Origin of the sequence: Avibacterium paragallinarum, from assembly GCF_011765605.1 — a bacterium.
Taxonomy (GTDB): domain Bacteria; phylum Pseudomonadota; class Gammaproteobacteria; order Enterobacterales; family Pasteurellaceae; genus Avibacterium; species Avibacterium paragallinarum.
On the sequence record NZ_CP050316.1, the window covers coordinates 584,902 to 609,176 of the forward strand.

Below are 24,275 nucleotides of genomic sequence, written 5' to 3' on the forward strand. Positions count from 1 at the left end.
CTTATAACTAATTAAAATTCAATGAACTTTAAGAAATCTAATCTTTTATTTAAATCTTTTTCTAATCCAATTAAATTAGGCATTAGTTTAGCTATTGTGGCGTTGAACGCGGAGGCATCTCGAGTAAGGGGAGATGTTGATTACCAATATTTTCGTGATTTTGGTGAAAATAAAGGTCTCTTTTCAATCGGTGCGACAAACATTCATATTTTTGACAAAAACGGTCAAGATGTAGGCATTATGTTGAAAGATAATATTCCTATGCCTGATCTCAAAACAGCAAATAAGAATGGGGCATTTGCCAATTTAATCGATCCTTCCTTTATAACTAGTGTTCGGCATAATGTCGGATATTCTCAAGTTTTATTTGGTGGAGAAGATACAAACCCAGATTCTCACCATTTTTCTTACCTTTTGGTTAATCGAAACAATTTTCCCGATGAATGGGATGGGGTCACTTATTCAAACTCGCAAGATAAAGATTATCATATCCCTCGTTTACATAAAATGGTAACGGAGGTAGCTCCCGCAGAACTGACCGATGTATTAACGCCAAATGGAAAAGAAAATACAAAAATTTTGACGGATTTAACGCGTTTTCCTCTTTATATACGAGTGGGTTCAGGAAAACAAGAGGTTCAAGAAAGTGCGGAAGATAATAGCAAAACGATCAGTTTGAGTAGTGCATATAAGTATGTTATAGGTGGTGTCACTCACACAATGAGTGAAGCTAATGCGACTAATGTTGTGGCAAATGGAACGATCACGCCAGAAGGGAAACGGATCACGGATAAGCCAATAACCTTATTTGGTTCTATTTATGGGCCAATGGTAAGTTATGGACGAAGTGGTGATAGTGGTTCTGCATTACTAGGGTATGATGCTCAAAAGAAAAAGTGGGTGATTGTAGGTGTTCTAAAATCTGATTATGGTTATGGGAACATTTGGTCATTGTCACGCCCTTCTTATGTTAATGCTGTACAAGAAAGAGCCAAGGCGGGGACTATTCAGAATACGCAACAAAATCAAGTTTGGGAATGGAGTGTTGATGCTCTTCACCCTGAAACCAGTAGTATTAAAGCGGGAGAAAGCACCGCATTGGCTGTGCCTTTAAGAAATGAATCTTTAAAATCACAAGATACAGATAAAGAACGTCCATCATTAGATTATGGGAAAAGTGTGATTTTTGATGGTGTAGATGGGGGTGTTTTATTAGTTAAAGACAACATTAATGCGGGAGCTGGAGCACTCTATTTCAATACAAATTTTACTGTGAAGCCTGAAACGAACCAAACGTGGTTAGGTGGTGGCGTTTTGGTTGCTAAGGATAAAACAGTAACTTGGAAAATAGCTAATCCTGAAGGCGATCGTCTTTCAAAGTTAGGGACAGGAACTTTATTGGTTCAAGGTGTGGGAAATAACCTAGGAGACATTAGTATCGGTGATGGAACTGTCATTTTAGATCAGCAGGAAGATGAGCAAGGTCGAAAACAGGCATTTAATCAGGTTGGTGTGGTAAGTGGGCGTCCGACCTTGATTTTACAAAGTGCGGATCAAATTGATCCGAATAAATTGTATTTTGGTTTTCGTGGCGGACGTTTAGATTTAAATGGTAATGATCTCAGCTTTAAACGTATCCAGCATTCTGATGATGGTGCGACAGTTGTTAATCATCGCACGGATAAATCATCGAATTTAACCTTAACAGGTGTAACGGTTTCCGAACAAGATTTAACTTGGGGAAATTGGGGAAAAGCTGGCTCTGACATTTATGAATATGCTATAAGCGGGCGAAAGGATTATTTCGCTTTAAAATCAGGTGGCAAAGCCGGAAGTTATTACCCTACAAACCAAGCTAGTTCAGATAGTTGGGAATATTTAGGCAGTGATCGTGCTAGTGCAGTAGAAACGATTTTAGAACGCAAAAATCAGCAACTATTGTTTACAGCATTTAGTGGATATTTAGGAGAAAAATCAGCGGATAAACCAAACGGTGTGCTTAATGTGAACTACCAGCCAGCACGAGATGATTCGGTACTCTTATTATCTGGCGGAATGAATCTTAATGGTGACCTTTCTATCAAAGGTGGAAAGGTTATCTTAGAAGGCATACCAACCCCGCACGCTCGTGATGTGTTGAATAATCGTGAGGTGATTTTTGAAGATGATTGGATTAATCGTGATTTCTCAGCGAAAAATATTTCTGTTGCCAATAATTCTACACTCACTGTAGGGCGAAGTGTTTCTTCCCTAGATGCAAATATTAGTGCAACCGATAATGCGATATTGAATTTGGGTTATCAATCGGGGCAAAAAGTTTGTTTACGTTCTGATTATACAGGAAGTGTCAGTTGTGATTCCCCAAATTATAATGAAAAGACTTTGGCAACGATTCCAAGAATGGCATTAACAGGGGATATTACTTTAACGCAACAAAGTCAGTTAAACTTAGGGAAAACGGATTTTGTTGGTTCAATTCAAGGAGAGAATTCGAGTCGAACTTCGTTATCTCCCGAAGCACATTGGACATTAACGGGTGATAGTACGGTAGGAAATTTACATTTAGACCAGAATTCACAAATCACACTTAGTCAGAATGACAAACCATTTAATACCTTAACCGTTAATGGTGATTTAAGCGGAAATGGAAAATTTTATTACCGCACTAACTTTTCTACATTAAACAGCGATAAAGTTGTGGTAAACGGAAAAGCATCAGGTAATCATCTACTTGTAGTGAATGATATTGGCAATGAACCACAGCGTAGCAAAGATCGCCTAACCTTAATAACAGCTAATTCATCTGAAAATTTAACCGTAACATTGCAAAATAGTTATGCGGATATTGGTGCTTACCGTTATAACTTGATTCAGGATGGGGGGACATTTCGTCTATATAACCCTATTGTAGAAAAAGAAATTGAGGAAGAAGAACGTAAAGCAGCAGAAGAAGCGAAGCGTCAGGAAGAAGAACGTAAAGCAGCGGAAGAGGCGAAGCGTCAAGAAGAAGAGCGTAAAAAGGCTGAGGCAGCAAATTTAACGCAATCTGAGTTAATTAGCCGTATATCAAACACTGCATTGTCGGAGCTTTCGGCTCAAGTGAATGTGGCATTAAAAAATGATCAGCGTTTAAATCAACATTATCTTCAAGAAAGGGGGAGTCAAGCCCAAGTATGGACGAATTTAGATGTACAGAAAGCGAATTATCAATCGGATAATTACCGTGCTTATGAGCAACGCAGCACTTATACAGAGTTGGGTGCAGAAAGTGCAATGAATGAGCAGGGAATTCGTCTTGGTGGTGTGGTATCACAAACGCGATCAAGTATTGAGTATGAAAATGCAAGGGGTAAAACAGTCTATTCACAAGCGACCGTTTATGCAACAGTGCAAAATACACAAGGATTATTTGTAGCCTTAGATCTGGGCTATGGTCGTTCAAATAACACTATTACGTTAGACGACAAAACGGCTAATTTTAAACGTAATATCGTTAGTGTAGGGTCGGTGATAGGTAAAAAATGGGCTTTAGGGTATGTAGATTTCAAAACTATTGCGGGATTACATTATCACCATTTGAGTTCGGTGAATTATGAATTGAAGGGCGCCGAAATTCGCACTAGGTCTTTAAATTTAGTTAATTACCAGATGGGAGCGGAATTATCGAAAACTTGGTTGTGGAATGAATTTTTCATTACACCAAGTATTGCAGTTCATTATTTTGATGCAAACCGTAAAGTATTTAATAATGCAGCGTTGGTGAATAATAACGGATTACAGCAACAATTTAACCGTAGTATTCAATATCAAGCTGGGCTAAATATGAATTTGGGGCTATGGTATGTAAGAACTGCATTGACCTATGAAAGGGGGCGTGAGTCTTCTAGTGCCAAAGAACTTAGCCTAAATGTAGGTTATATTTTTTAAATCCTCAGTCATTTATAACCCCATAATTTGTTATGGGGTTATTTATATGTTTAATTTTAAAATATGATTGAGCATTTACGGTGTGTTCTACATTCATATGACAATATATTATGTAGCCCAAAAATACACTATAATCATCACCAGTAAATAGACCAAACCAAGCCTTGCGAGGAATAATAAGCTAGATTTTGGGACGAGTTGGCGGGCTAAGCTTAGATTGAGCCAAGCAAAAATCGGAGCAGAGATAAAAGAGGCTGTCATCGCAAAGGGGATCATTTTTCCTATGGAGCTACTAAAAAATTGAATAATGATAAAGCTAACCAAGCAAGCAAATAGCATAAAATAGCGTAAGCCTTTTTCATTATTGACATCGGCGTTTGCTCCTGAATAAAGTAATTGAACGCTTTGTAAGTTGCAACGCGAATAGCCATCAACAGCAACAATAGTTGTGCCATAAATACAAATAAAAGCTATTAAGGCGATAAACCAGCGTGTCCATTCGCCAATACTAATTGCATACATTTCAACAAATTGATGAATAAATTTTCCCCCACTTAAAGGGGCAAGAGATTGTCCATATTGCACTGATGCTCCTAATGCCATAAACATTAATGCGAGAATAATGGTTGTGATATAACCTGTATTGAAATCAATGCTATGATTTTTCCGATAGTTAGGATCTTGCCGATTTTTTTGTACCACCCATAATGAACTGGCAATACTCAGTTCCATTGGTGCTGGCATCCAGCCCATTAAGGCAATCAAAAAAGGAATGGCTGAGAAACTCCAAGCATTGGGAGCAACAAACTTGCTATCTATAACCGTTGGCGATTTGTTTAAAGCAAGAAATAACGCAACGGTAGTAATCACCGAAAGCAGTAGCATAATGCTTTTCGATACCTTATCTAATCGCTGATATTGGCGATAAAATAAAACGACCAAGAAACTGAGCAGAACAATAATATTGAGCCAGTTAAGATCCATCTTAAAAGGCAGTAACATTGCGAGCAACACTGCGGATAAAAGCGTTCCGCCAGCAATATTCACCACTGTGGCAAATAGATTAAAACAGAGAAAAAGCAATAAATAGCTTTTGCCTTTTTCCGCATAGCCTTGCAACACACTTTTATTTTGTGTCGCACTATAATCAAAGGCAAAACGAAAGAATGGATATTTTAGTATATTGACTAACACGATCAGTACCGCTAATTGATAACCATAATATGCCCCCGCTTGTGTGGAGGCGATAATATGAGAGCCGCCCACACAGGAACACGCCATGATCATTCCAGGACCTAAACGGCGTAATGAAGGAAATTTGGCGATCATTTATTCTCCTAAAATTTTTTGTACTGTTGAGATGAGATTTTTTGATTGCATAATTGTCGAAATCACCGCCACACCGTCTGCACCAGCTTGTAATAATGGGGCAACGTGTTCGGTTTTAATGCCGCCAATAGCGACTAATGGCTTGTTTATTCCCTGTTGGCGTAGGTAATGCACGAAATCAATGCCAACATCGGGGGAAGCGTCTGCTTTAGAAAAGGTCGGGAAAATTGGACCGCACCCATAATAATCCACGCCGTTAAAATCATTATGGCGTTGTGCTTGTGCTAAGGTGTTTACCGATAAGCCGATTAACATTTTGCCTTGAAGTCGCTGGGCTAATTGCTCTACAGCGGTGTCTTTTTGCCCAACGTGAATGCCATCGGCGTTTAATTTTTCCGCTAATGCCACATCGTTATTCATAATAAATGGCACGTTATATTGTTGGCACAAGGCTTGGCATTGGCGGGCTAATTGCTCAATTTGTTGCGGATCTTGCAGGGAAAATTGCCCTTTCTCACGAAATTGATAACAGGTAATGCCCGCTTGTAAGGCTTGTTCTAAACGGGTTAATAATGCCTGTTGCGGATTGCTTGCATAAGTGGGGAAATGGCGGCAATCTTGCGTGCCTGCCACTAAATAACAACGTAAAATTGATTTATCCATTTTGTTGCTCCTGTGAATATGCCCAATGGTTGGTTGGGCCGTGGCCCTGTCCGATATGTAATGGGTGCGTAATCGCACTGGTGATAAAGGCTTTCGCCGTTTTGCAGGCTTGCTCTAGCGATTGCCCTTTGGCAAGTTCTGCTGTTAAACAGGCGGAAAAGGTGCAACCCGTGCCGTGCGTGTGTGGCGTGTTGAAGCGAGGGCTTTCCAGCTCAAAAGCGTAAGTTGGGGTAAAAATCACATCTTTACACACCGCACTTTGCGAATTTTGCTGATGGCCGCCTTTAATGATCACGGTTTTTGCCCCCATTTTTTGTAGGGTTTCGGCAATGCGTTGCAGGCTGGCTGAATCCTCCGCTTTCAGCCCTGTTAAGGCTTCCGCTTCAGGCAAATTTGGGGTAAGCACATCAGCGAGTGGCAAGAGTTGCTCTCGCATTGCTTGAATGGCAGATTGTTCCAACAAGCTCGCCCCACCTTTGGCGATCATCACGGGATCGAGCACCACATTAGGCAATGAATGCTGTTTTAGAAAGGTCGCTACGGTCGTGATAATTTCTGCCGTGCCAAGCATTCCAATTTTCACTGCATTAGGGGAAAAATCCGCCACGATGGCTTGCAACTGGGCTTGAATACTCTGTGTTGGCACGAGGTGAATATCGGTTACACCAAGAGTATTTTGTGCGGTAACGGCGGTGATCACGCTCATTCCAAACACCTTTTGCATTTGAAAGGTTTTCAGATCCGCTTGAATGCCCGCTCCGCCACCACTGTCAGACCCCGCAATCGTCAGGGCTTGGGCTATTTTCGTCATTGTGCCTCCTCCTAAATATCCGTGTAATAAACCTTGGCATATTGAGCCACTTGCTGATCTTCAAGCTCACCAAGCTGATCTAAAAGTGCGGTATAAAATTGACCATATTTTTTCGCTCCTAATGGCTCGGCTGCCAATTCTCCCGCCACCGCATAGGCAGTACAAGCTTGCACGGTAGCATTAAATGGTTGATCAGGCTGAACCGCTAAGAACGCCCCAATCACCGCCCCAAGCAAACAGCCTGATCCCGTAATTTTCGGGAACATTGCCGTGCCGTTGTGAATGGTAGCGAGCTGTTTTCCATCGCTAAGATAATCTACTTCACCGCTCACTGCCACAACGCATTGATATTGTTGAGCGGCAACTTTGGCGATCTCTGCCACATCGCTTTCACCTTGCCCCGCATCAACCCCTTTCGCCGACCAATGAATGCCAGCCAGTTGGGCGATTTCCCCCGCGTTGCCACGAATGGCAGTGAATTTAATGTGCGAAAGCAGTTGAGCCACCACCGCTTTACGATAGGCAGTTGCCCCTACGCCAACGGGATCTAACACCACGGGAATGCCCGCTTGGTTTGCCGCTTTCCCCGCTGCTAGCATCGCTTTCACTTTGTAAGAATCCAGCGTGCCAATATTAATGACTAGAACGGAGCTAAATTTAGCCAAATCTGCCATTTCTTCTTCCGCGTCCGCCATAATCGGCGAAGCCCCCAGTGCGAGCAAGCCATTTGCCACATAATTGGCGACCACAATATTGGTGATGTTATGGATAAGTGGGTTCTGCTTACGAATTTTTGCGATTAAATTAAAGTCCATTTTGTTCTCCTGTGAAGATGATTTGAAATAAAAATAGGGTAGCACGATGAGCCGTTGCTTGCACAACAAGGCGACAAGGTGATCGCATTATGTGAAACGTAGTGAAAATAAACACGTCCCCCTTTGCGTTATTGAACAACGGTGAAAGACAAATACGAAATGGCGAAAAATAAAAAAGAGAGAAATAAAGTGCGGTATAAATTTAGGCTTGTTTTCATCATTAGTTTCCTACGTCAGTGCTAACTGGATCAGGTTCAACGGGTATCATCTCAGCCACTTTTTTAAGTAGCACCCCGACTATTAATTCCCTTACTCTACAAAGAAATGGCAATGAATACAATGAATACACACACAATTTCTCGCAAATTTGCCAAGTATTTTTTAATTTTGCGAGCTAGATCGCAAAAATGAAATTGCCACCTTGTCAAAGTGCGGTGCTTTTTTCATAGTGTTTTTATGTCAAAGTGGAAATGGCTGAACGCGATGAACATTGGCCTGAGGCTCGATACCCTGTTATGGCTTGTGATCGCCGCGGGCTTAACCTTGCTTTTTGTGCCGCAATCTTTTTTGCTTGAGCCAAAGCAAAGTGCGTGGCTGGCGGGGATTACGGTGGTGGGCTGTGGCGTTGCCTATTGGATTAAGCGTCAAGGACTAGCGAAATTTTTCGCCTATGGTGCGATATTTGTGCTATGCCTTGCGGATTTTCATTATCAGGCACAGCAGCTCTTACAGCAGGCTCACGCCGTTGCGGGGCTTGAAAAACGCATTGAGCGGGAAATTCGCATTGTCGAAGTACTACATCAGCAAGATTATCAAACCCTTATCGCCACCGCTCAGCTTGATGAAACCCTGCCTGAACAACGCCTTTATGTGCAATGGCAAAGGGCGGAAAAAGTGGCTGTCGGACAGCGTTGGCGAGCGGAATTATCCCTACGTCCATTGTCTAGTCGGCTAAATGAGGGGGGATTTGATCGGCAAAAATGGTATTTTTCAAAGGGGATTACCGCCTATGCAAGGGTGAAAAGTGCGGTCAAAATTTCGGAAGATTTTTCTTGGCGGGAAGCAAGGTTACAAACCGCATTTCAGCACACTCAAGCCCTCTCAATGCAAGGGCTATTGCTGGCGTTAGGATTTGGTGAACGGGCGTGGTTGCAGCCAACTCATTGGCAAATCTACCAAAAAACCAATACCGCTCATCTTATCGCTATTTCAGGGCTACATATTGGCTTGGCAATGTTGCTTGGCGTTGGCATTGCTCGAGGGATACAATTTTGCTTGCCGACCTATTGGATCACGCCGATGTTTCCGCTTTTTATTGGGGCAATAATCGCGTTGATTTATGCCTATTTAGCGGGATTTTCTATTCCCACCCTGCGGGCGTTGGTAGCATTGGGGCTAGTGTGTTTAGTGCGAGGGTTGCGTTTTTATCACACCCCTTGGCAATATTTTCAGCGGGTGGTAGCAGTGCTGATTTTCTGCCAGCCGTTAATGGTGCTATCGGTGAGTTTTTGGCTATCAGTAGGGGCGGTAGCAAGTTTGATTTTATGGTATCAATATGTGCCGTTGGATTTGTTTCAGCCACGAACTGATTTAGTCAGGCAGGATCGCCCGTTCTCTTTAGGGGCAATAATCGGTAAGCTCATACTACGCTGGTGCGTAGCATTGTTGCATTTGCAACTGGGCTTATTGTTAGTGTTTACCCCCGTTCAGCTTTACTTTTTCACGGTTTTTCTTTAGCGGGAATGATCGCGAATGTTTTTGCTGTACCGTTGTTCAGCTTTTTTCTTGTTCCGCTCGTGCTATTTGCGGTACTCAGTAACGGCACATTTTCTTCTTGGCAAGGAGCAAATGAATTGGCAGAAAAGATCACCGTTTTTCTGTCAAATTGGCAACATAAATGGATCGATCTTTCCCAAACGCAATCGCAATGGATCGGGCTTGGGCTGTGTGCATTGGGGCTGAGCTATGTTTTTGGCTTATGGCAGGTACAGAAAAATCACTCGCTGAATAGGCAAAAATCCATTCCGTTCGTTCAGGATCGCACTTTGGCAAAATGGAAATGGAGGTTAAACCCTGACAAAATCCCCTCAGTATTATGCTTAAAAAAGCTAGGTGTTGTACTGGTGCTTATTTTTCTCGTCAATGGCGGAAATTTGTTGGTAACCCATTTTCGGCAACCCGCTTGGCGGCTTGAAACCCTTGATGTGGGGCAGGGGCTTGCCACCTTGATCGTGAAAAATCAGCGTGGCATTTTATATGATACGGGCGCAGCCTGGCGTGGCGGAAGTATGGCAGAATTAGAAATTTTGCCTTATTTACGGCGGCAGGGTATTGTGCTGGATTACCTTATTTTAAGCCACGACGACAATGATCACGCAGGCGGGGCTGAAGCGGTGTTGCGGGCTTATCCCAATGCGACGCTCATTACGTCATCGGAAAAAATCGAGCGAAAAACGCACCGCACTTCTTGTTTCGCGGGAACGCAATGGCAGTGGCAAGGGTTGCAGATTTCAGCCCTTTCACCGCAAAAGGTGGTGAAACGAGCGGAAAATAATGATTCGTGCGTGCTGTTGATCGATGATGGGCGGCATAAAGTGTTGCTCACAGGCGACGCGGAAAGCCAAATTGAACCACAGTTTATTTACAAGGCAGGGAAAATTGACGTGTTACAGGTCGGACATCACGGCAGCAAAACCTCTACCAGCGAGGCATTGGTGAAAACCTTGCAACCTAGCATTGCGTTGATTTCTAGTGGACGGGGAAACCCTTGGCATTTCCCGCATTACGCGGTGTTAGCACGTTTGCAAGCACAGCAAAGTGCGGTGTTAAATACGGCAGATTTTGGACAAATTCTCCTTTCTTTTTCAGCCAAGAAACCACCGCCTGAAAATATCAGCATTGACACCGCACGGGGAACGTTTTCCCCTTGGTATCGGGAATTATTGTAGCCGTGCAAGTGTTACCGTGGTTTGATTTCAAATCACAGGACGTTATTCTGTATCAAAGTACGATTTGGATTGTTGTCTTGCTCTATTTTTCATTGAAATAGGGGAAATGAGGTAACGCGTTGTCGTGCCTCGCAAGGTTAAATCAAATGATGATAATTGGCTTGTAGGAAAAATAAGGGTAGAATGGCGAGGTTTTTTTAATTTAAATAACTTCAATTATGCAAGATAAAGATTTAACTACGCTACAAACCTTCAAACGTTTATGGCCGATTATCGCCCCTTTCAAAGCGGGGCTGATTGCCGCTGCCGCTACATTGGTTTTCAATGCGTTGGCGGACGCGGCATTAATTCAAATGCTTAAACCGTTGCTTGATGACGGCTTCGGAAAAGCCGATGTGGGCTTTTTACGAATGATGTCTATTATCGTGGTGTTGCTGATAATGGTGCGTGGCGTAACCAGTTTTGTTTCAACCTATTGCTTAGGCTGGGTTTCGGGCAAAGTGGTGATGACCATTCGCCGCCGCTTATTCCGCCATTTAATGTATATGCCCGTGCCATTTTTTGACCAAAACTCATCAGGAAAATTGCTTTCTCGTATCACCTACGACAGCGAACAGGTGGCAAATTCCTCTTCTGGTTCACTGGTTACCATTGTGCGTGAGGGGGCATACATTATTTCTTTGCTTGGGGTGATGATTTATACCAGTTGGCAACTTTCCCTCGTGCTATTTATCATTGGGCCGATCATTGCGGTGCTGATTCGTATGGTGTCGAAAAAATTCCGTGAATTAGGCAAAAATATGCAAAATTCAATGGGCGAACTCACCTCCGCCGCGGAACAAATGTTGAAAGGGCATCGCGTCGTGTTGTCTTTCGGCGGGCAAAAATTGGAAGAAGAACGCTTTAATAAAGTGAGTAACGATATGCGTCGCAAGGGAATGAAAGTGATGGTGGCTGATGCCATTTCCGATCCCGTGGTGCAAATTATCGCTTCATTTGCTTTATCGGCGGTGCTGTATTTAGCCACAGTGCCTGAAATTATGAGCCAAAATTTAACCGCAGGCTCGTTCACGGTGGTGTTTTCTTCAATGTTGGCGATGATGCGACCGTTGAAATCCCTCACCAATGTGAACGCACAATTTCAACGCGGAATGGCAGCCTGTCAAACCTTGTTTTCCATTTTAGATATGGAAACAGAAAAGGATAACGGCACTTATGAAGTGGAAAAAGCCAAAGGAAATATTTCTTTCAAAGAGGTTACGTTCAGCTATCAAGGCAGAGAACACCCCGCGTTAAATCATATTTCTTTTGACATTCCGCAAGGCAAAACAGTGGCATTGGTGGGGCGTTCTGGCTCTGGGAAATCTACCATTGCTAATCTCGTTACCCGTTTTTATGATATTCAGCAAGGCGAAATTACCTTAGACGGCGTAAATATTCAGGATTATCGCCTAAATAACTTGCGTGAAAATTGTGCGGTGGTGTCGCAACAGGTGCATTTATTTAATGACACCATTGCCAATAATATTGCCTATGCCGCAGCGGATAAATACAGCCGTGAGGACATCATTAAAGCGGCTAAAGCCGCTCACGCAATGGAATTTATTGAAAAATTAGATCAAGGGTTGGATACCGTGATCGGGGAAAACGGGGCGAGTTTATCGGGCGGACAACGCCAGCGTTTAGCCATTGCCCGTGCTTTGTTACGCAATTCCCCTGTACTGATTTTAGATGAAGCGACTTCGGCGTTGGATACGGAATCAGAGCGAGCAATCCAAGCAGCGCTGGAAGAATTGCAAAAAGAACGCACGGTTTTAGTTATTGCTCACCGTTTATCCACCATTGAAAAAGCCGATGAAATTTTGGTGATCGAACACGGTGAAATCAAAGAGCGAGGCTCGCACCAAGAATTATTGGCATTGAATGGGGCGTATAAACAGCTACACCAAATGCAGTTTAACCATTAACACAACGAGGCGATAATGAATTTTTGGTATCAATCCGATATAAAAGCGGTGTTGCTCAAAGGGGTATTGTCGCCTTTTGCCTTACTTTTTTGGCTGATCACAAAGCTGAGGAAAGCCCTTTATCAACGGGGAATCTTGGCTTCTTACAAAGCCCCTGTGCCTGTAGTGATCGTGGGGAATTTGTCTGTAGGCGGTAATGGAAAGACCCCAGTGGTGATTTGGCTAGTACAGCAGTTACAGCAACAAGGAGTGAAGGTGGGCGTGATTTCTCGCGGCTACGGCAGTAAAGCCACCCATTACCCGCGTTTAGTTGCCGTGCAAGATAACCCCATTGAAACGGGCGATGAACCCTTATTAATTGCCAAACGCACTAATGCTCCCGTGTGCGTTTCGCCGAACCGTCAGCAGGCGATTGAACATTTACTCAAGCATTTCCCTTGTGATGTCATTATCAGCGATGACGGCTTACAGCATTATAAATTGCAACGCGATAAAGAAATTGTGGTGATTGACGCACAACGCCAGTTCGGCAACGGTTGTGTTCTGCCCGCAGGCCCATTGCGAGAACCGCCAAGTCGCTTAAATTCAGTGGATTGGATCATCAATAACGGCGGGGCAACGCCTTTTAGCTTAAGTGTAATGACCTTAATGCCTAAATATGCCATTCATTTGCAAACAGGGGAAACGCGTCTTTTGGCAGATTTTGCACAGCAAGGGATCACCGCCGTGGCAGGAATTGGCAATCCACAACGATTTTTTACAATGTTGCAAGGGTTAAATATTGTGGTGGCAGAGAGCCACGCTTTTCAGGATCACCAAGCCTACACATTGGATCTATTTGAAAAATTCGATAAAAACCGACCGCTCTTTATGACGGAAAAAGACGCAGTGAAATGCCAAGCTTTCGCACAACCTAATTGGTGGTATGTGCCAGTGGACGCGGAGATTGCTTCTGATGAGAGCCAAGGGTTTATCGCAGATTTAATACAGCGAATAAAAGAAAATCAGCAAAATATCGCCCTTTGATCTCAAAATAATATGGCGTTATTTCGCATTAAAGCCTCGCCTTATTTTAAATTTAAACGGCGGTAATGCATAAAAAACGCAAGAAAAACAGACCGCACTTTCACATTGCCGATTGCTTCGGTGAAAATTGTGAAAAGGAAAAATAGCGAAAAGGAAAGAATAATGAATGAAAAATTACTTGATATTTTAGCCTGCCCAATTTGTCAAGGTCGCTTGAAATATCATAAAGAAAACAACCAGTTAATTTGCACTTTTGAACAAGTGGCATATCCCATCGAAAACGGCATTCCCGTTTTATTAGCCGAGCGAGCCATTCCCTTAAACCCTACGGAGAACGCACAATGACCGCATTTAGTGTAATTATTCCCGCCCGCTTTGCTTCTAGCCGTTTACCTGGCAAGCCTTTGGCGGAGATTGCGGGCAAGCCGATGATTGCTCACGTTTGGCAACGAGCGAAGCAATCGGGGGCAAATCGTGTAGTGGTGGCAACGGATAATAACGTGGTTGCTGATGCCGTGCGTGCCTTTGGTGGTGAAGTTTGTATGACCTCTGCTAGCCACAACTCAGGGACTGAGCGTTTAGCGGAAGTGATGGAAAAATTAGCCCTGTCCGATGATGAAATTGTGGTGAATATTCAAGGTGATGAGCCGTTGATCCCACCTGTGATCGTGCAACAAGTGGCAGATAATCTGGCAAATAATGGGGTAAAAATGGCAACCCTTGCCGTGCCGTTAAATGAGGCGGAAGAGTTGTTTAACCCGAACGTGGTGAAAGTGGTGGCGGATAAAACGGGCAGCGTGCTGTATTTTTCCCGAGCGGCGATCCCTTGGAATCGCGACCAGTTTGCGGGCTTATCGGACGCACAAAAAACGCAACTGACCTTGCAAACTCCGTATTTACGCCATATTGGGATCTATGCCTACCGAGCAGGGTTTATCAAACAATATACCCAATGGCAGCCTACCGCGTTGGAAAATATCGAATCTTTAGAGCAACTTCGCGTGTTGTGGTATGGCGAAAAAATTCATATTGATTTAGCCAAAGAAGTGCCTGCAGTAGGCGTGGATACACCAGAAGATTTAGAAAAAGTGCGGTCAATTTTCGCGACAGATTTTTCTGCGTAGCAGTATGTTACGCTGAATAATCTGTATAGCGTTATGCAATGCCAAATGAGCAGTATGGCGTTTATTTATCAGAGCCACTTTGTAGCTCTTTTTGTTCTCGCAGAGTTTGGGATAAATTCGCCTCGCACGGTTTAGTAAAATGAAATAGTCAAAATACGCCATATGGATTATATGGCGTTTATTTCTCTGAGCCTCGTTGCGATTTTCTGCTTTAACTGAATGGGGCTAATAACCCCCGTCCCCCGTGCAAGGCAATAAAAGTGCGGTGGTTTTTTCGCCTGTTTTTTGTTTACTCCACTTGAATGGCGTAGTCTGCTAATTTGGGCACTTGTTTGATTAAGCCTTGTTGTTGCATAAATGTTGCCATTTTTTCATAGCGAACATTATCCAACGCACTTGGGCGTAAGGCTAAGCGAGGCAGGGTATCTCGCCAAGCTAAGCGGTTGAGTTCGTTATCCAAATCTTTAGGTTTGTAGCTGATAAAGGCTTGCCAGCTTTGCTCTGGGTGATTTAACACATATACCGTTGCCTGTTCAAGTGCGGTCAAAAAAGCACGCAGTTTTTGCGGTGAAAGGCGGTTTTTATTGGCGATGAGAATTAACTCGTCATACAACGGCACGCCGTGTTCTTCGGGGTAAAAAGCACGTCCTGGTTTTTTCTCCATATCCATTTGATTAAGCTCAAAATTGCGGAAAGCCCCGATCACCGCGTCTACTTGACCGCTAAATAAAGCGGGCGATAAAGACCAATTTACATTCACCAATTCCACATCAGACAAAGAAAGTTGCACCGAATGGAGCATTGCTTTCAACAAGGCATCTTCAAAGCCACTGACGGAATAGCCGATTTTTTTGCCTTTCAGATCGCTGAGTTGCTGAATATTGCTACTTTCTAGCACCACAAGGCTATTGAGTGGGGTGGAAATCAGCGTGCCGACACGCACTAAAGGCAACCCTTCGGCGACTTGCACTTGTAATTGCGGCTGATAATCTACGGCTAAATCCGCTTGCCCCGCGGCGATGAGCTTCGGCGGCATTGAGGGATCGGCTGGTTCAACGATTTCCACCTCTAAATCATTGGCAGCAAAAAAGCCTTTTTGCTGTGCTACGATAATGGCAGCGTGATCGGGATTGACAAACCAATCAAGCAATAAGGTCAGTTTTTCTTTGCTCTGTGCGGTTGCACTGAGGGTGAAAGCTAAAATAAAGCTGAGTAAATGGCATAGTTTTTTCATTTTTTCTCCTAACGTAAATGCGATGCCCAAGGGATAGCACGGCGTAAAAATCGATCTACCGCGAAATACAACAATAATGCGATGGCGATCAGAATAAATAACGCCGCAAACATTAAACTAATTTGAACGCGTGCATTGGCTTGTAACATTAAATAGCCCAAGCCTTGCGATGAGCCGACCCATTCCCCCACAATCGCTCCAATCGGTGCAACGGTAACGGCGATGCGTAAGCCTGAAGCGAGAGCAGGCAGAGCGGCGGGTAAGCGTACGCGGAAGAGCTGTTGCCAAGAGCTGATCCCGAAAGATTGTGCTTGCTCCAGCCATTGTTTCGGCGTGTTGCGTAAGCCGTCGTAACAGGCAGCGGTAACGGGAAAGTAAATAATCAAAATGGTCATTGCGATTTTTGACGCAATGCCATAGCCGAACCATAAAACGAGCAACGGGGCGATGGCGAACACAGGAATAGCTTGTGAGGCGATGAAGATCGGCAATAAAAAGGCGGATAGGGTGGCGGAGGAGGCCAGCAAAAGGGCGGAACTTAACCCAAAGAGAAAGCCTAGCACTAAGCCTAATACTATTTCCCACAGGGTAACTTTGGCGTGCAAAAATAATAATGCCCATTGCGAAGTCAATTCTTGCGTTACTGAAATGGGATCGGGGAGCAAATAATGCGGAATGTGAAAAAGGGTAATCGCCCCTTGCCAGCAAAGAGCAAAGCAAAGAGTGATTGCGAAAAATCGCACAAGATCTTTGTAACAAAACATTAATCACGCTCCATTAATTGTTCGAATAAAGATTGTTGTAATTGCCAAAGGGCTTGTTGTTCAAAGTGTCTTGGTGGCTGACCTTGCGGGATAATTGGCGGAGAAAGTTGCACGGGTTGCTGATGTAAAATATAAATTTTATCCGCTAAAAACAGGGCTTCTTGCGGATCGTGCGTAATCAGCAGCACGGTTTTATCGCCCAACAGTTGGTGAGAAAGTTGTTGTAATTGCAAGCGAGTTACCGCATCTAGGGCGGAGAATGGCTCGTCCATTAAAATAATGTCCGCCTCTTGCATTAGGGTGCGAGCCAAGGCGACACGCTGGCGTTGCCCGCCAGAAAGTTGGTAGCAAGGTTTGTGTAAATGTGCTTCCATTTTGACCGCACTTAATAAAGTGCGGGCTTTTTTTTCGCTATTTTTTGTTTTGCATTGGGTTAAATGTTGGTAGAGCTGCACATTATCCAAAATGGACAGCCAAGGATAAAGGCTATCTTGCTGAGCGAGCCACGCGACTTTACCTTGACACTGAATACGACCCGCCGAAATGGCTTGGGTTTCTAGCCCTGCAATGGCTCGCAATAAGGTGGATTTCCCGATGCCCGACGCACCCAATAATGCCACCCATTCCCCTTGTTCCACGGAAAAATGGAAATGCTCAAACAGCGGTTGATTATCGAAATGCAACCTGAGATCACGAATTTCAATCGCATTCATCATTTTTAACGCACAAGGTTAAAAAAGGGAACACAACGAGGAAATGGTGAGGGAATAATGGAGAAAAAAGAATAAGTATTTTGCATTGTTAGTTTCCTACGTCAGTATTAACTGTATCAGGTTCACGGGTATCATCTCAGCTTAACAGCACCCCGACTAATGTTCTTCAGTGTATAAAAAAAACGTTTGCAATGCAAAAATAAAACCGTGATTGCGATCACAGTTTTGAACATTGGTTTTCGCGAATGAAAAAATGAAATTGATGAAAATCCCGCTGAAATGGTGTATGTTAGCCGCCATTATTGAACGCTACGCAAAGAAAAATGACTTTTAACCCTAAACAATTTCTGGCTAATGTACCGCAATCGCCTGGTGTTTATCGAATGTATGATGCGAAGGATCAGGTGATCTATGTGGGCAAAGCGAAAGATTTAAAAAAACGCCTGTCGAGCTATTTTCGTCGCAATGTGTCGAGTAAAAAAACGGAAGCTTTAGTGGCAGCCATTCATCGCATTGAAACCACCATCACTTCAAGCGAAACAGAAGCCTTGCTACTCGAGCATAACTACATCAAAACCTACCAGCCGCGTTATAACGTATTGTTGCGTGATGATAAATCTTACCCCTACATTCTTCTCACCAAAGAACGCCACCCTAGAATTACCGCTTACCGTGGTAGTAAGAAAATTCAGGGGGAATATTTTGGACCTTATCCCAATGTGGGGGCGGTGCGGGAAACCCTATCATTATTACAAAAATTATTCCCCGTGCGACAATGTGAAAACTCGGTGTATCGCAACCGCTCACGCCCTTGTTTGCAATATCAAATTGAGCGTTGCTCCGCCCCTTGTGTAGCGGGCTATATTTCTGATGAGGATTACCAACAGCAAGTGAATTTCGCTCGCCTTTTTTTGCAAGGCAAGGATCAGCAAGTGCTGGATCACCTTGTCGCCAAAATGGAACAAGCGAGCCAAGGGTTAAATTTTGAAGAAGCAGCACGCATTCGTGATCAAATTCAAGCGGTGCGAGCGGTAATCGAAAAACAATTCGTCAGCAATGATCGCCTTGATGACATTGATATTATCGCCATTGCCTACCAACTGGGCATCGCTTGCGTACAAGTGCTGTTTATTCGACAAGGCAAGATTTTGGGCAACCGTAGTTATTTTCCAAAAGTGCCAGCCAATACGGATTTATCCGAACTCACCGCCACCTTTGTCGGACAGTTTTATTTACAGGCTCATCAAGGGCGAAGCGTGCCGAACAGCATTATTGTGGATCACAAACTCGCGGAAAAAGCCCAGCTAGAAAGCCTGTTATCAGAGCAAGCGGGGCGAAAAGTGCAGATTCAAGACAGTGCCAAAGGGGAAAAAAGCAAATATTTGCAACTGGCACAAATGAATGCCCAAGCGGCGTTGGTTACCCAACTGAAACAATCCACGCTGATTAACGAACGTTATCAAGCGTTGCAAGATTTGCTTGGCATTGAAAAAATCCAACGAATGGAATGTTTTGACATCAGCCACACAATGGGCGAACAAACCATCGCTTCTTGCGTGGTGTTTAATCAAGATGGGCCGCTGAAATCTGATTATCGCCGTTTTAATATCACCGGCATTACAGGCGGTGATGATTATGCCGCAATGGAGCAAGCCTTATTGAAACGCTATGATAAAGATCTGGACGCAGAAAAAATTCCTGATGTAATCTTTATTGACGGTGGCAAAGGACAGCTTAACCGAGCCTTACAAGTGTTCCAACAGCTCAAGGTAAAATGGGACAAAAAACGACCGCACTTAATTGGTGTGGCGAAAGGTGTGGATCGCCGTGCAGGCTTGGAAACGCTCATCATCAGCAAGCAAGATCGCGAAATCAACTTGCCGCCAGACAGCCTTGCCTTGCACCTAATCCAACATATCCGTGATGAAAGCCATAACCACGCCATCAGCGGACACCGCAAAAAACGCCAAAAAGCCTTCACCCAAAGCGGATTAGAAACTATCGAAGGCGTTGGCGCAAAACGTCGTCAAGCCCTATTGAAATACCTTGGTGGAATGCAAGGCGTGAAAAAAGCGAGCCTTGATGAAATTGCATCTGTTCCTGGCATTTCTCAATCTCTTGCAGAAAAAATTTTTGAAACAATGCGAGGGGATTAAAAAATTTTCATCATAGTATTACCGCTCTATAAAGCGGTAATATTGAGATTATTCTTGCGCTGTCTTTTTGGTTCGACTTTTTTTCCATTTCCAAAAGAGAAATAGTGCAATACTTGCAATGATGAGATAAATAACGAGTTGCCCTTTTTGAATTTGGGCGTGTAACCACTCTAAATTACTCGCACCAAAATGCCCAAGGTAAACCCAAATGGGGACAGAAATAATTGCTGCACAGAAATCAATAAACACAAAGCGGATAAAACTGACACGACGGGTAATGCCTGAAACCATATAAATAGGTGCTCTAAGTCCAGGCAAAAAACGTGCCGTGAATAGAACACGGTTGCCATATTTATCAAACTGGGAACGCACCATTTGCAGACGCTTTAATGTGAGGATTTTGCGGATTGGACGGAAACGTAGAATTTTTACGCCATAAATACGCCCCAACCAATACATCGTGCTATCACCAAGTAATACGCCAAACATACTGACTATCAGCATAATATGTGGATTTGTGTAGCCTAAACCAGAAATTACCCCTCCTGAAACAAGCGTGATATCCTCGGGGATTGGCACACCAAAGCCACAGATAATTAAAACAAATAAAACAGCTAAATAACCATAGTCAGTAAAAAAGTTAATTAAAAATTCCATATCAAATCCGCATTGATTTTGTTAGAGAATTGAAGTTCAACATTCTGATTATTGTAACTTTTTTTGTGAAAATAGCCATTAAAAATATATAAGTATAGAAACAAAGGGATTTCCATTTGCCTTATATTGACATATTTATTATAATTCACCGTCTTAAAGTTTTCTTTAAGCTTGATTTTGTGGAATTGCTGGGTCGCCTGCAATTTTTTCGATTAACTTTTATATTAAGAGAATACAATTATGTCATTCAAATTTAACGCTGAAGTGCGTACTACGCAAGGTAAGGGTGCGAGCCGCCGCCTGCGTCATAATGGGCAAATTCCTGCGATTGTTTATGGTGGGAAAGAAGAACCTATTTCAATCACCTTAAGACACGATGAGGTGAATAATGCACAAGTTCACGAGACTTTTTATTCTGAGGTAATTACTCTTGTGATCGATGGAAAAGAAGTGGCAGTAAAAGTGCAAGCAATGCAACGCCACCCATTCAAACCAAAATTGGTTCACGTTGATTTCAAACGCGTATAATTTTTGGTATCAGAATTAAATTATATTTAATTTGTCTGCATCTTAGGCTGAATTTATTTTCTTAACTAAGATGCAGATTTTTTTTATTTAATTTTCATTAAATTATCAGAAGTAATATGGGGCTATTTTAGCTTTACCAATCACGGCGATTTGGTGAAAATGAAGTTATTTTTAATGAGTTAAGCTATTTTCTTTTGTATAAAAACTGACATTTTTTATAAAAATCCCTTCTTTATCGCAAAAAAACATAAAAATCTCTTGCCCCCCCTAAATTGGTATAAATGGCATTCCTTTTTACTTATTTCTTTCATTTAAGAGGATTTTTCAATGAAAAAACTTAAACTTGTCACTTTAATCGCCTCTAGTTTGGCTTTTGCTGATATTTAGTGAGATGTGAGAAAATTATAGAGAAACTCTATGTTTTAATTAATGAGAATTGTTATTATTTATTTTGTGATATTTATTCTTGTTTTCTCTTCTGCACTTTGATAAATAAGCTCAATCAGTTTTAAGACTTGAATTGCTTGTTGAGCGGTAACTTGTAACGGGGCTTTTTCTGTGAGTGCTGTATAAATATTGTCATAATAGGCTTGGTAGTTACCGCGTTCGCTCTCTATTGAGCTACGAATAATCATTCCATTCACTTCGGTATGCAATAACCCCCAATCTTTTTCTGGTTCAGCATTCCAATGACCTTGAGGCTTAATGCCTTTTAATAATAAGGCTTCTTGATTGTCGATTGTTGGTTTGATATAGCTACCTTGCGTGCCTTGTAGAATAATATAGGGGGCGGGTTCTCTTGCACATTTTGTAGCGGAGAGTACAACTTTTTTATCGGGATAATAAAAGATAATGTCAAAATTATCTTCTGACTTTGCATCGGGACGTTGAGCGGTCATATCCGCATAAAGTGCGGTAGGAATTCCGAATAAATCCACACAATGATCGATTAAATGCACGCCCAGATCGTAAACTAATCCCGTACCAAATTCGCCCGTTTCTTTCCACGCTTTGCTGTTAGGTTTTTGACTAAAACGTTCATAACGCATTTCATAACGAACAATGTCGCCAAGCATCTTATGCTTCAGCAATTTTTTCACTGTTAATGCACCGTTATCCCAACGGCGGTTTTGATAAACCGAAAGCATTACATTATGTTGTTTGGCGAGTAAATCAAGTTCCTCTGCTTGCTTGGCATAAATAGCAAGGGGTTTTTCTACAATCACGTGTTTTCCCACGAGAATGGCTTTTTTTGCCATTTCATAATGGGTGAGATTTGGCGTTGTAATAATCACTAAATCAATGTCTGGAGTGAGTAATTGGTCAAAGTGATGTACCACCTCAAGATAAGGGTAGGCTTTTTTGGCATTTTCCATTTGACGCTCAAACACTTTACAAACCTGAAAGCGAGGATCGAGATCTAAAAATGGCATATGGAACGTTTTGGCAGACATTCCAAAGCCAGCAATAGCGATATGAATTTTTTGCATTTTAATTTCCTATTGTATTTCTGTTAATTTTTCCAAAATACGTTGTTCGGGTAATGACTGGATTTTGCTTATACGCTGTATAAGCAATGCAGCAGCAACGGTTAAGCTAACCACAAATCCAACCCAAAATCCCGCCGCACCTATGCTTGGAATTAGCCAATTCGTACGAGATAAAAGGTAACCTAGTGGCATACCAATCCCCCAATAACAAAACATCGTGATGTATAAAATAGATTTCGTGTCTTTATAGCCACGCAATGCACCTGCGGTAATGACCTGAATGGTATCAGAAAATTGATAAAGGGCGGAGATTAAGAGCAAATGGCTCGCCATTAAAATAACGTGCTGATCGGAAACATAAATTCTTGGGATCTGTTGATTAAATAGCACAATAATTAATGCTGTGATACAAGCCAAACTTAACCCAACGATTAGGGCTGAATAAAAAACGGCTTTGGCTTGTTTTAACAACCCCTCGCCTAAACGTTGCCCGACCAAAATTGTGGTTGCCATTCCCAAAGACATCGGTAGCATAAAAATAAAGGAACTTGTGGTCAAAGCAATTTGATGACTTGCCACCACTTCCGTACCCAGAGGGGAGAGCAAAAGCGAGGAAAGGGCAAATAATGCCACTTCACAAAATAATGCAATGCCGATAGGAAAGCCTAAACCTAGCACTTTTTTTAATGTGGTGATATTCGGTTTCTCAATAAGCCCTTGAAAAACTTTTAGATCTCGTTGATTTCTTGCTTGATGAGAATAGGCGATCATCATCAAACACATCGCCCAATTGACGATTGCACTTGCGATCCCGCAGCCCACCGCTCCAAAAGCGGGAATACCGAATTTGCCATAAATGAAAATATAATTGAGCGGAATATTGAGGAGTAATCCCGCAAAGGTAATCACCATTGCAGGTTTAGTTTTGGCAATGCCATCATTGAGGCAACGAAAATTAATCATTAATAAATAGCCGGGTAAGCCCCAAAGCATAATATGCAAATAATCAATGGTAATCTGTGCTAATTTCGGATCCATTCCCATATGGCTAATGACATAATCGCTAAAATAAATAATTAAGCCAATAGGAAGACAGCTTAATACCACCACCCACAAGCCTTGGTGTACATAATGAGCGATACGATGACGTTGTCCTGAGCCGTTGAGATAAGAAATAATGGGCGGTAATGCAAGCAGTAAGCCGTGCCCCATTAAAACTAACGGAAACCAAATTGATCCAGCCACAGAAACGGCAGCCATATCCGCCGCACTGACACGCCCTGCCATAATGGTATCGACAATGCCCATTGAATTTTGGGCAAATTGAGCAAGTAAAATAGGAAAGGCGATAGCTAATAATTTTTGTATTTCTAATTGATGGCGTTGAATAAAACGAAATAACATAAAATATCCGAATTTGTTATATACTATTGCAAGTTTTAACCGAATGATCGGCGATGATTATTTAAGAATAAGAGAGTTAATTATGTTTACAGGAATTGTGCAGGGCATTGCCCAAATTCATTCTATTGACGAAAAATCGCATTTTAGAACACAGACCGTAAAAATGCCACAGGAATTGATGGAAAATCTAGAAATCGGTGCTTCAGTGGCAAATAACGGTGTATGTTTAACCGTAACGAAAATTGAAGGCCCGTTAGTGAGTTTTGACTTAATGACGGAAACGCTCCGTATCACCAATTTGGGGCGGTTACAAGCAGGTGATTTTGTGAATATTGAACGTGCTATGAAGATGGGTGATGAAATTGGGGGGCATATTTTATCTGGCCACGTTTACACCACAGCTAAGGTTTCTCAGCGTATTGTTTCAGAGAATAACCTGCAAATTTGGTTCGAGTTGCCTGAGCCTAGCTTGATGAAATACATTCTCACCAAAGGGTTTATTGCCATTGACGGGATCAGCCTGACCATAGGGGAAGTGAAAGGCAATGCATTTTGTGTGAACCTTATTCCTGAAACACTTCATCGTACATTCATTGGTAAGCGTGAAGTGGGGGATTTCGTCAATATTGAAATCGACCCACAAACACAAGCTATTGTCGATACGGTGGAGCGTTATTTACGCTATAGAGAAAAGCAATGATATAGAAAAAGTGAAGTGC

Annotated in this window: 18 protein-coding genes, 2 pseudogenes and 2 riboswitches; of the genes and pseudogenes, 10 read left to right on the plus strand and 10 right to left on the minus strand. The window is 42.6% G+C overall.

Annotated elements, in window-relative coordinates; genetic code table 11:
• The first annotated feature begins 21 nt into the window (after positions 1 to 21).
• Positions 22 to 3,927 carry a S6 family peptidase gene (locus HBL79_RS02965; protein WP_035685752.1) on the plus strand — a complete coding sequence of 1,302 codons (3,906 nt, stop codon included), beginning with the start codon at positions 22 to 24 and terminating at the stop codon, positions 3,925 to 3,927.
• Between the two features lie 108 nt (positions 3,928 to 4,035).
• On the opposite strand, the gene HBL79_RS02970 is transcribed toward HBL79_RS02965, so the two are convergent.
• The 4 genes from HBL79_RS02970 to thiM are packed head-to-tail and all read right to left on the minus strand — an operon-like array spanning position 4,036 to position 7,545.
• A complete protein-coding gene (locus HBL79_RS02970) occupies positions 4,036 to 5,256 on the minus strand; it encodes an NRAMP family divalent metal transporter (protein WP_035685750.1) in 1,221 nt (406 codons plus the stop codon).
• Complete coding sequence (thiE, locus tag HBL79_RS02975) at positions 5,257 to 5,919, minus strand: thiamine phosphate synthase (RefSeq protein WP_035685748.1); 663 nt, start codon at positions 5,917 to 5,919, stop codon at positions 5,257 to 5,259.
• Positions 5,912 to 6,730, minus strand: coding sequence for a bifunctional hydroxymethylpyrimidine kinase/phosphomethylpyrimidine kinase (gene thiD, locus HBL79_RS02980; protein WP_035685746.1), 819 nt, complete (start codon positions 6,728 to 6,730; stop codon positions 5,912 to 5,914). Before thiD ends, thiE begins: the two co-directional genes overlap by 8 nt.
• A gap of 11 nt (positions 6,731 to 6,741) precedes the next feature.
• Positions 6,742 to 7,545: a hydroxyethylthiazole kinase gene (gene thiM / locus HBL79_RS02985; protein WP_035685744.1), complete on the minus strand. Its 804-nt coding sequence runs from the start codon at positions 7,543 to 7,545 to the stop codon at positions 6,742 to 6,744.
• Between the two features lie 208 nt (positions 7,546 to 7,753).
• A riboswitch (TPP riboswitch) is annotated at positions 7,754 to 7,851 on the minus strand.
• A 177-nt stretch (positions 7,852 to 8,028) separates the two neighbouring features.
• Between thiM and HBL79_RS12590 the strand changes: the two are divergent.
• From HBL79_RS12590 to kdsB, 6 genes and pseudogenes are all read left to right on the plus strand, one after another.
• Positions 8,029 to 8,517 (plus strand): annotated as a pseudogene (locus tag HBL79_RS12590) (DUF4131 domain-containing protein); the annotation flags it as partial.
• A gap of 45 nt (positions 8,518 to 8,562) precedes the next feature.
• A pseudogene (locus HBL79_RS12595) lies at positions 8,563 to 10,493 on the plus strand (DNA internalization-related competence protein ComEC/Rec2).
• Between the two features lie 218 nt (positions 10,494 to 10,711).
• Complete coding sequence (gene msbA / locus HBL79_RS02995) at positions 10,712 to 12,460, plus strand: lipid A ABC transporter ATP-binding protein/permease MsbA (protein ID WP_035685742.1); 1,749 nt, start codon at positions 10,712 to 10,714, stop codon at positions 12,458 to 12,460.
• A 15-nt stretch (positions 12,461 to 12,475) separates the two neighbouring features.
• Positions 12,476 to 13,486, plus strand: a complete 1,011-nt coding sequence (gene lpxK / locus HBL79_RS03000; protein WP_035685740.1) for a tetraacyldisaccharide 4'-kinase — start codon at positions 12,476 to 12,478, stop codon at positions 13,484 to 13,486.
• A 162-nt stretch (positions 13,487 to 13,648) separates the two neighbouring features.
• The gene (locus tag HBL79_RS03005) at positions 13,649 to 13,831 is read left to right on the plus strand and encodes a Trm112 family protein (RefSeq protein ID WP_035685738.1); all 183 of its coding nucleotides are present in this window, start codon (positions 13,649 to 13,651) and stop codon (positions 13,829 to 13,831) included.
• On the plus strand, positions 13,828 to 14,610 hold the full coding sequence (kdsB, locus tag HBL79_RS03010; protein ID WP_035685736.1) for a 3-deoxy-manno-octulosonate cytidylyltransferase: 783 nt from the start codon (positions 13,828 to 13,830) through the stop codon (positions 14,608 to 14,610). Before HBL79_RS03005 ends, kdsB begins: the two co-directional genes overlap by 4 nt.
• 289 nt (positions 14,611 to 14,899) lie before the next feature.
• Here the strand turns inward: kdsB and HBL79_RS03015 are convergent, their stop codons facing one another.
• Genes HBL79_RS03015 through HBL79_RS03025 form a run of 3 tightly spaced genes read right to left on the minus strand, consistent with a single transcriptional unit; the run spans position 14,900 to position 17,321 of the window.
• A complete protein-coding gene (locus HBL79_RS03015) occupies positions 14,900 to 15,844 on the minus strand; it encodes an ABC transporter substrate-binding protein (protein WP_035685733.1) in 945 nt (314 codons plus the stop codon).
• An 8-nt stretch (positions 15,845 to 15,852) separates the two neighbouring features.
• Positions 15,853 to 16,608, minus strand: coding sequence for an ABC transporter permease (locus HBL79_RS03020; protein WP_046097413.1), 756 nt, complete (start codon positions 16,606 to 16,608; stop codon positions 15,853 to 15,855).
• On the minus strand, positions 16,608 to 17,321 hold the full coding sequence (locus HBL79_RS03025; RefSeq protein ID WP_035686008.1) for an ABC transporter ATP-binding protein: 714 nt from the start codon (positions 17,319 to 17,321) through the stop codon (positions 16,608 to 16,610). Before HBL79_RS03025 ends, HBL79_RS03020 begins: the two co-directional genes overlap by 1 nt.
• A 76-nt stretch (positions 17,322 to 17,397) precedes the next feature.
• A riboswitch (TPP riboswitch) is annotated at positions 17,398 to 17,486 on the minus strand.
• A 158-nt stretch (positions 17,487 to 17,644) separates the two neighbouring features.
• On the opposite strand from HBL79_RS03025, the gene uvrC reads away from it, so the two are divergent.
• Positions 17,645 to 19,477 carry an excinuclease ABC subunit UvrC gene (uvrC, locus tag HBL79_RS03030; protein ID WP_035685730.1) on the plus strand — a complete coding sequence of 611 codons (1,833 nt, stop codon included), beginning with the start codon at positions 17,645 to 17,647 and terminating at the stop codon, positions 19,475 to 19,477.
• Between the two features lie 48 nt (positions 19,478 to 19,525).
• Here uvrC and HBL79_RS03035 read toward each other — a convergent pair whose 3' ends face one another.
• Positions 19,526 to 20,134 (minus strand): DedA family protein, encoded by a 609-nt coding sequence (locus HBL79_RS03035; protein ID WP_017805714.1) that lies wholly within the window; start codon positions 20,132 to 20,134, stop codon positions 19,526 to 19,528.
• A gap of 240 nt (positions 20,135 to 20,374) precedes the next feature.
• On the opposite strand from HBL79_RS03035, the gene rplY reads away from it, so the two are divergent.
• Positions 20,375 to 20,662 (plus strand): 50S ribosomal protein L25, encoded by a 288-nt coding sequence (rplY, locus tag HBL79_RS03040; RefSeq protein WP_017805712.1) that lies wholly within the window; start codon positions 20,375 to 20,377, stop codon positions 20,660 to 20,662.
• Between the two features lie 446 nt (positions 20,663 to 21,108).
• Here rplY and HBL79_RS03045 read toward each other — a convergent pair whose 3' ends face one another.
• Together HBL79_RS03045 and HBL79_RS03050 are read right to left on the minus strand one after the other, a co-directional pair.
• Positions 21,109 to 22,152, minus strand: coding sequence for a Gfo/Idh/MocA family oxidoreductase (locus tag HBL79_RS03045; protein WP_046097412.1), 1,044 nt, complete (start codon positions 22,150 to 22,152; stop codon positions 21,109 to 21,111).
• A 9-nt stretch (positions 22,153 to 22,161) separates the two neighbouring features.
• The gene (locus tag HBL79_RS03050; RefSeq protein WP_035685725.1) at positions 22,162 to 23,556 is read right to left on the minus strand and encodes an MATE family efflux transporter; all 1,395 of its coding nucleotides are present in this window, start codon (positions 23,554 to 23,556) and stop codon (positions 22,162 to 22,164) included.
• An 82-nt stretch (positions 23,557 to 23,638) separates the two neighbouring features.
• Between HBL79_RS03050 and HBL79_RS03055 the strand changes: the two genes are divergently transcribed.
• Complete coding sequence (locus HBL79_RS03055) at positions 23,639 to 24,256, plus strand: riboflavin synthase (protein WP_035685722.1); 618 nt, start codon at positions 23,639 to 23,641, stop codon at positions 24,254 to 24,256.
• Positions 24,257 to 24,275: the final 19 nt, after the last annotated feature.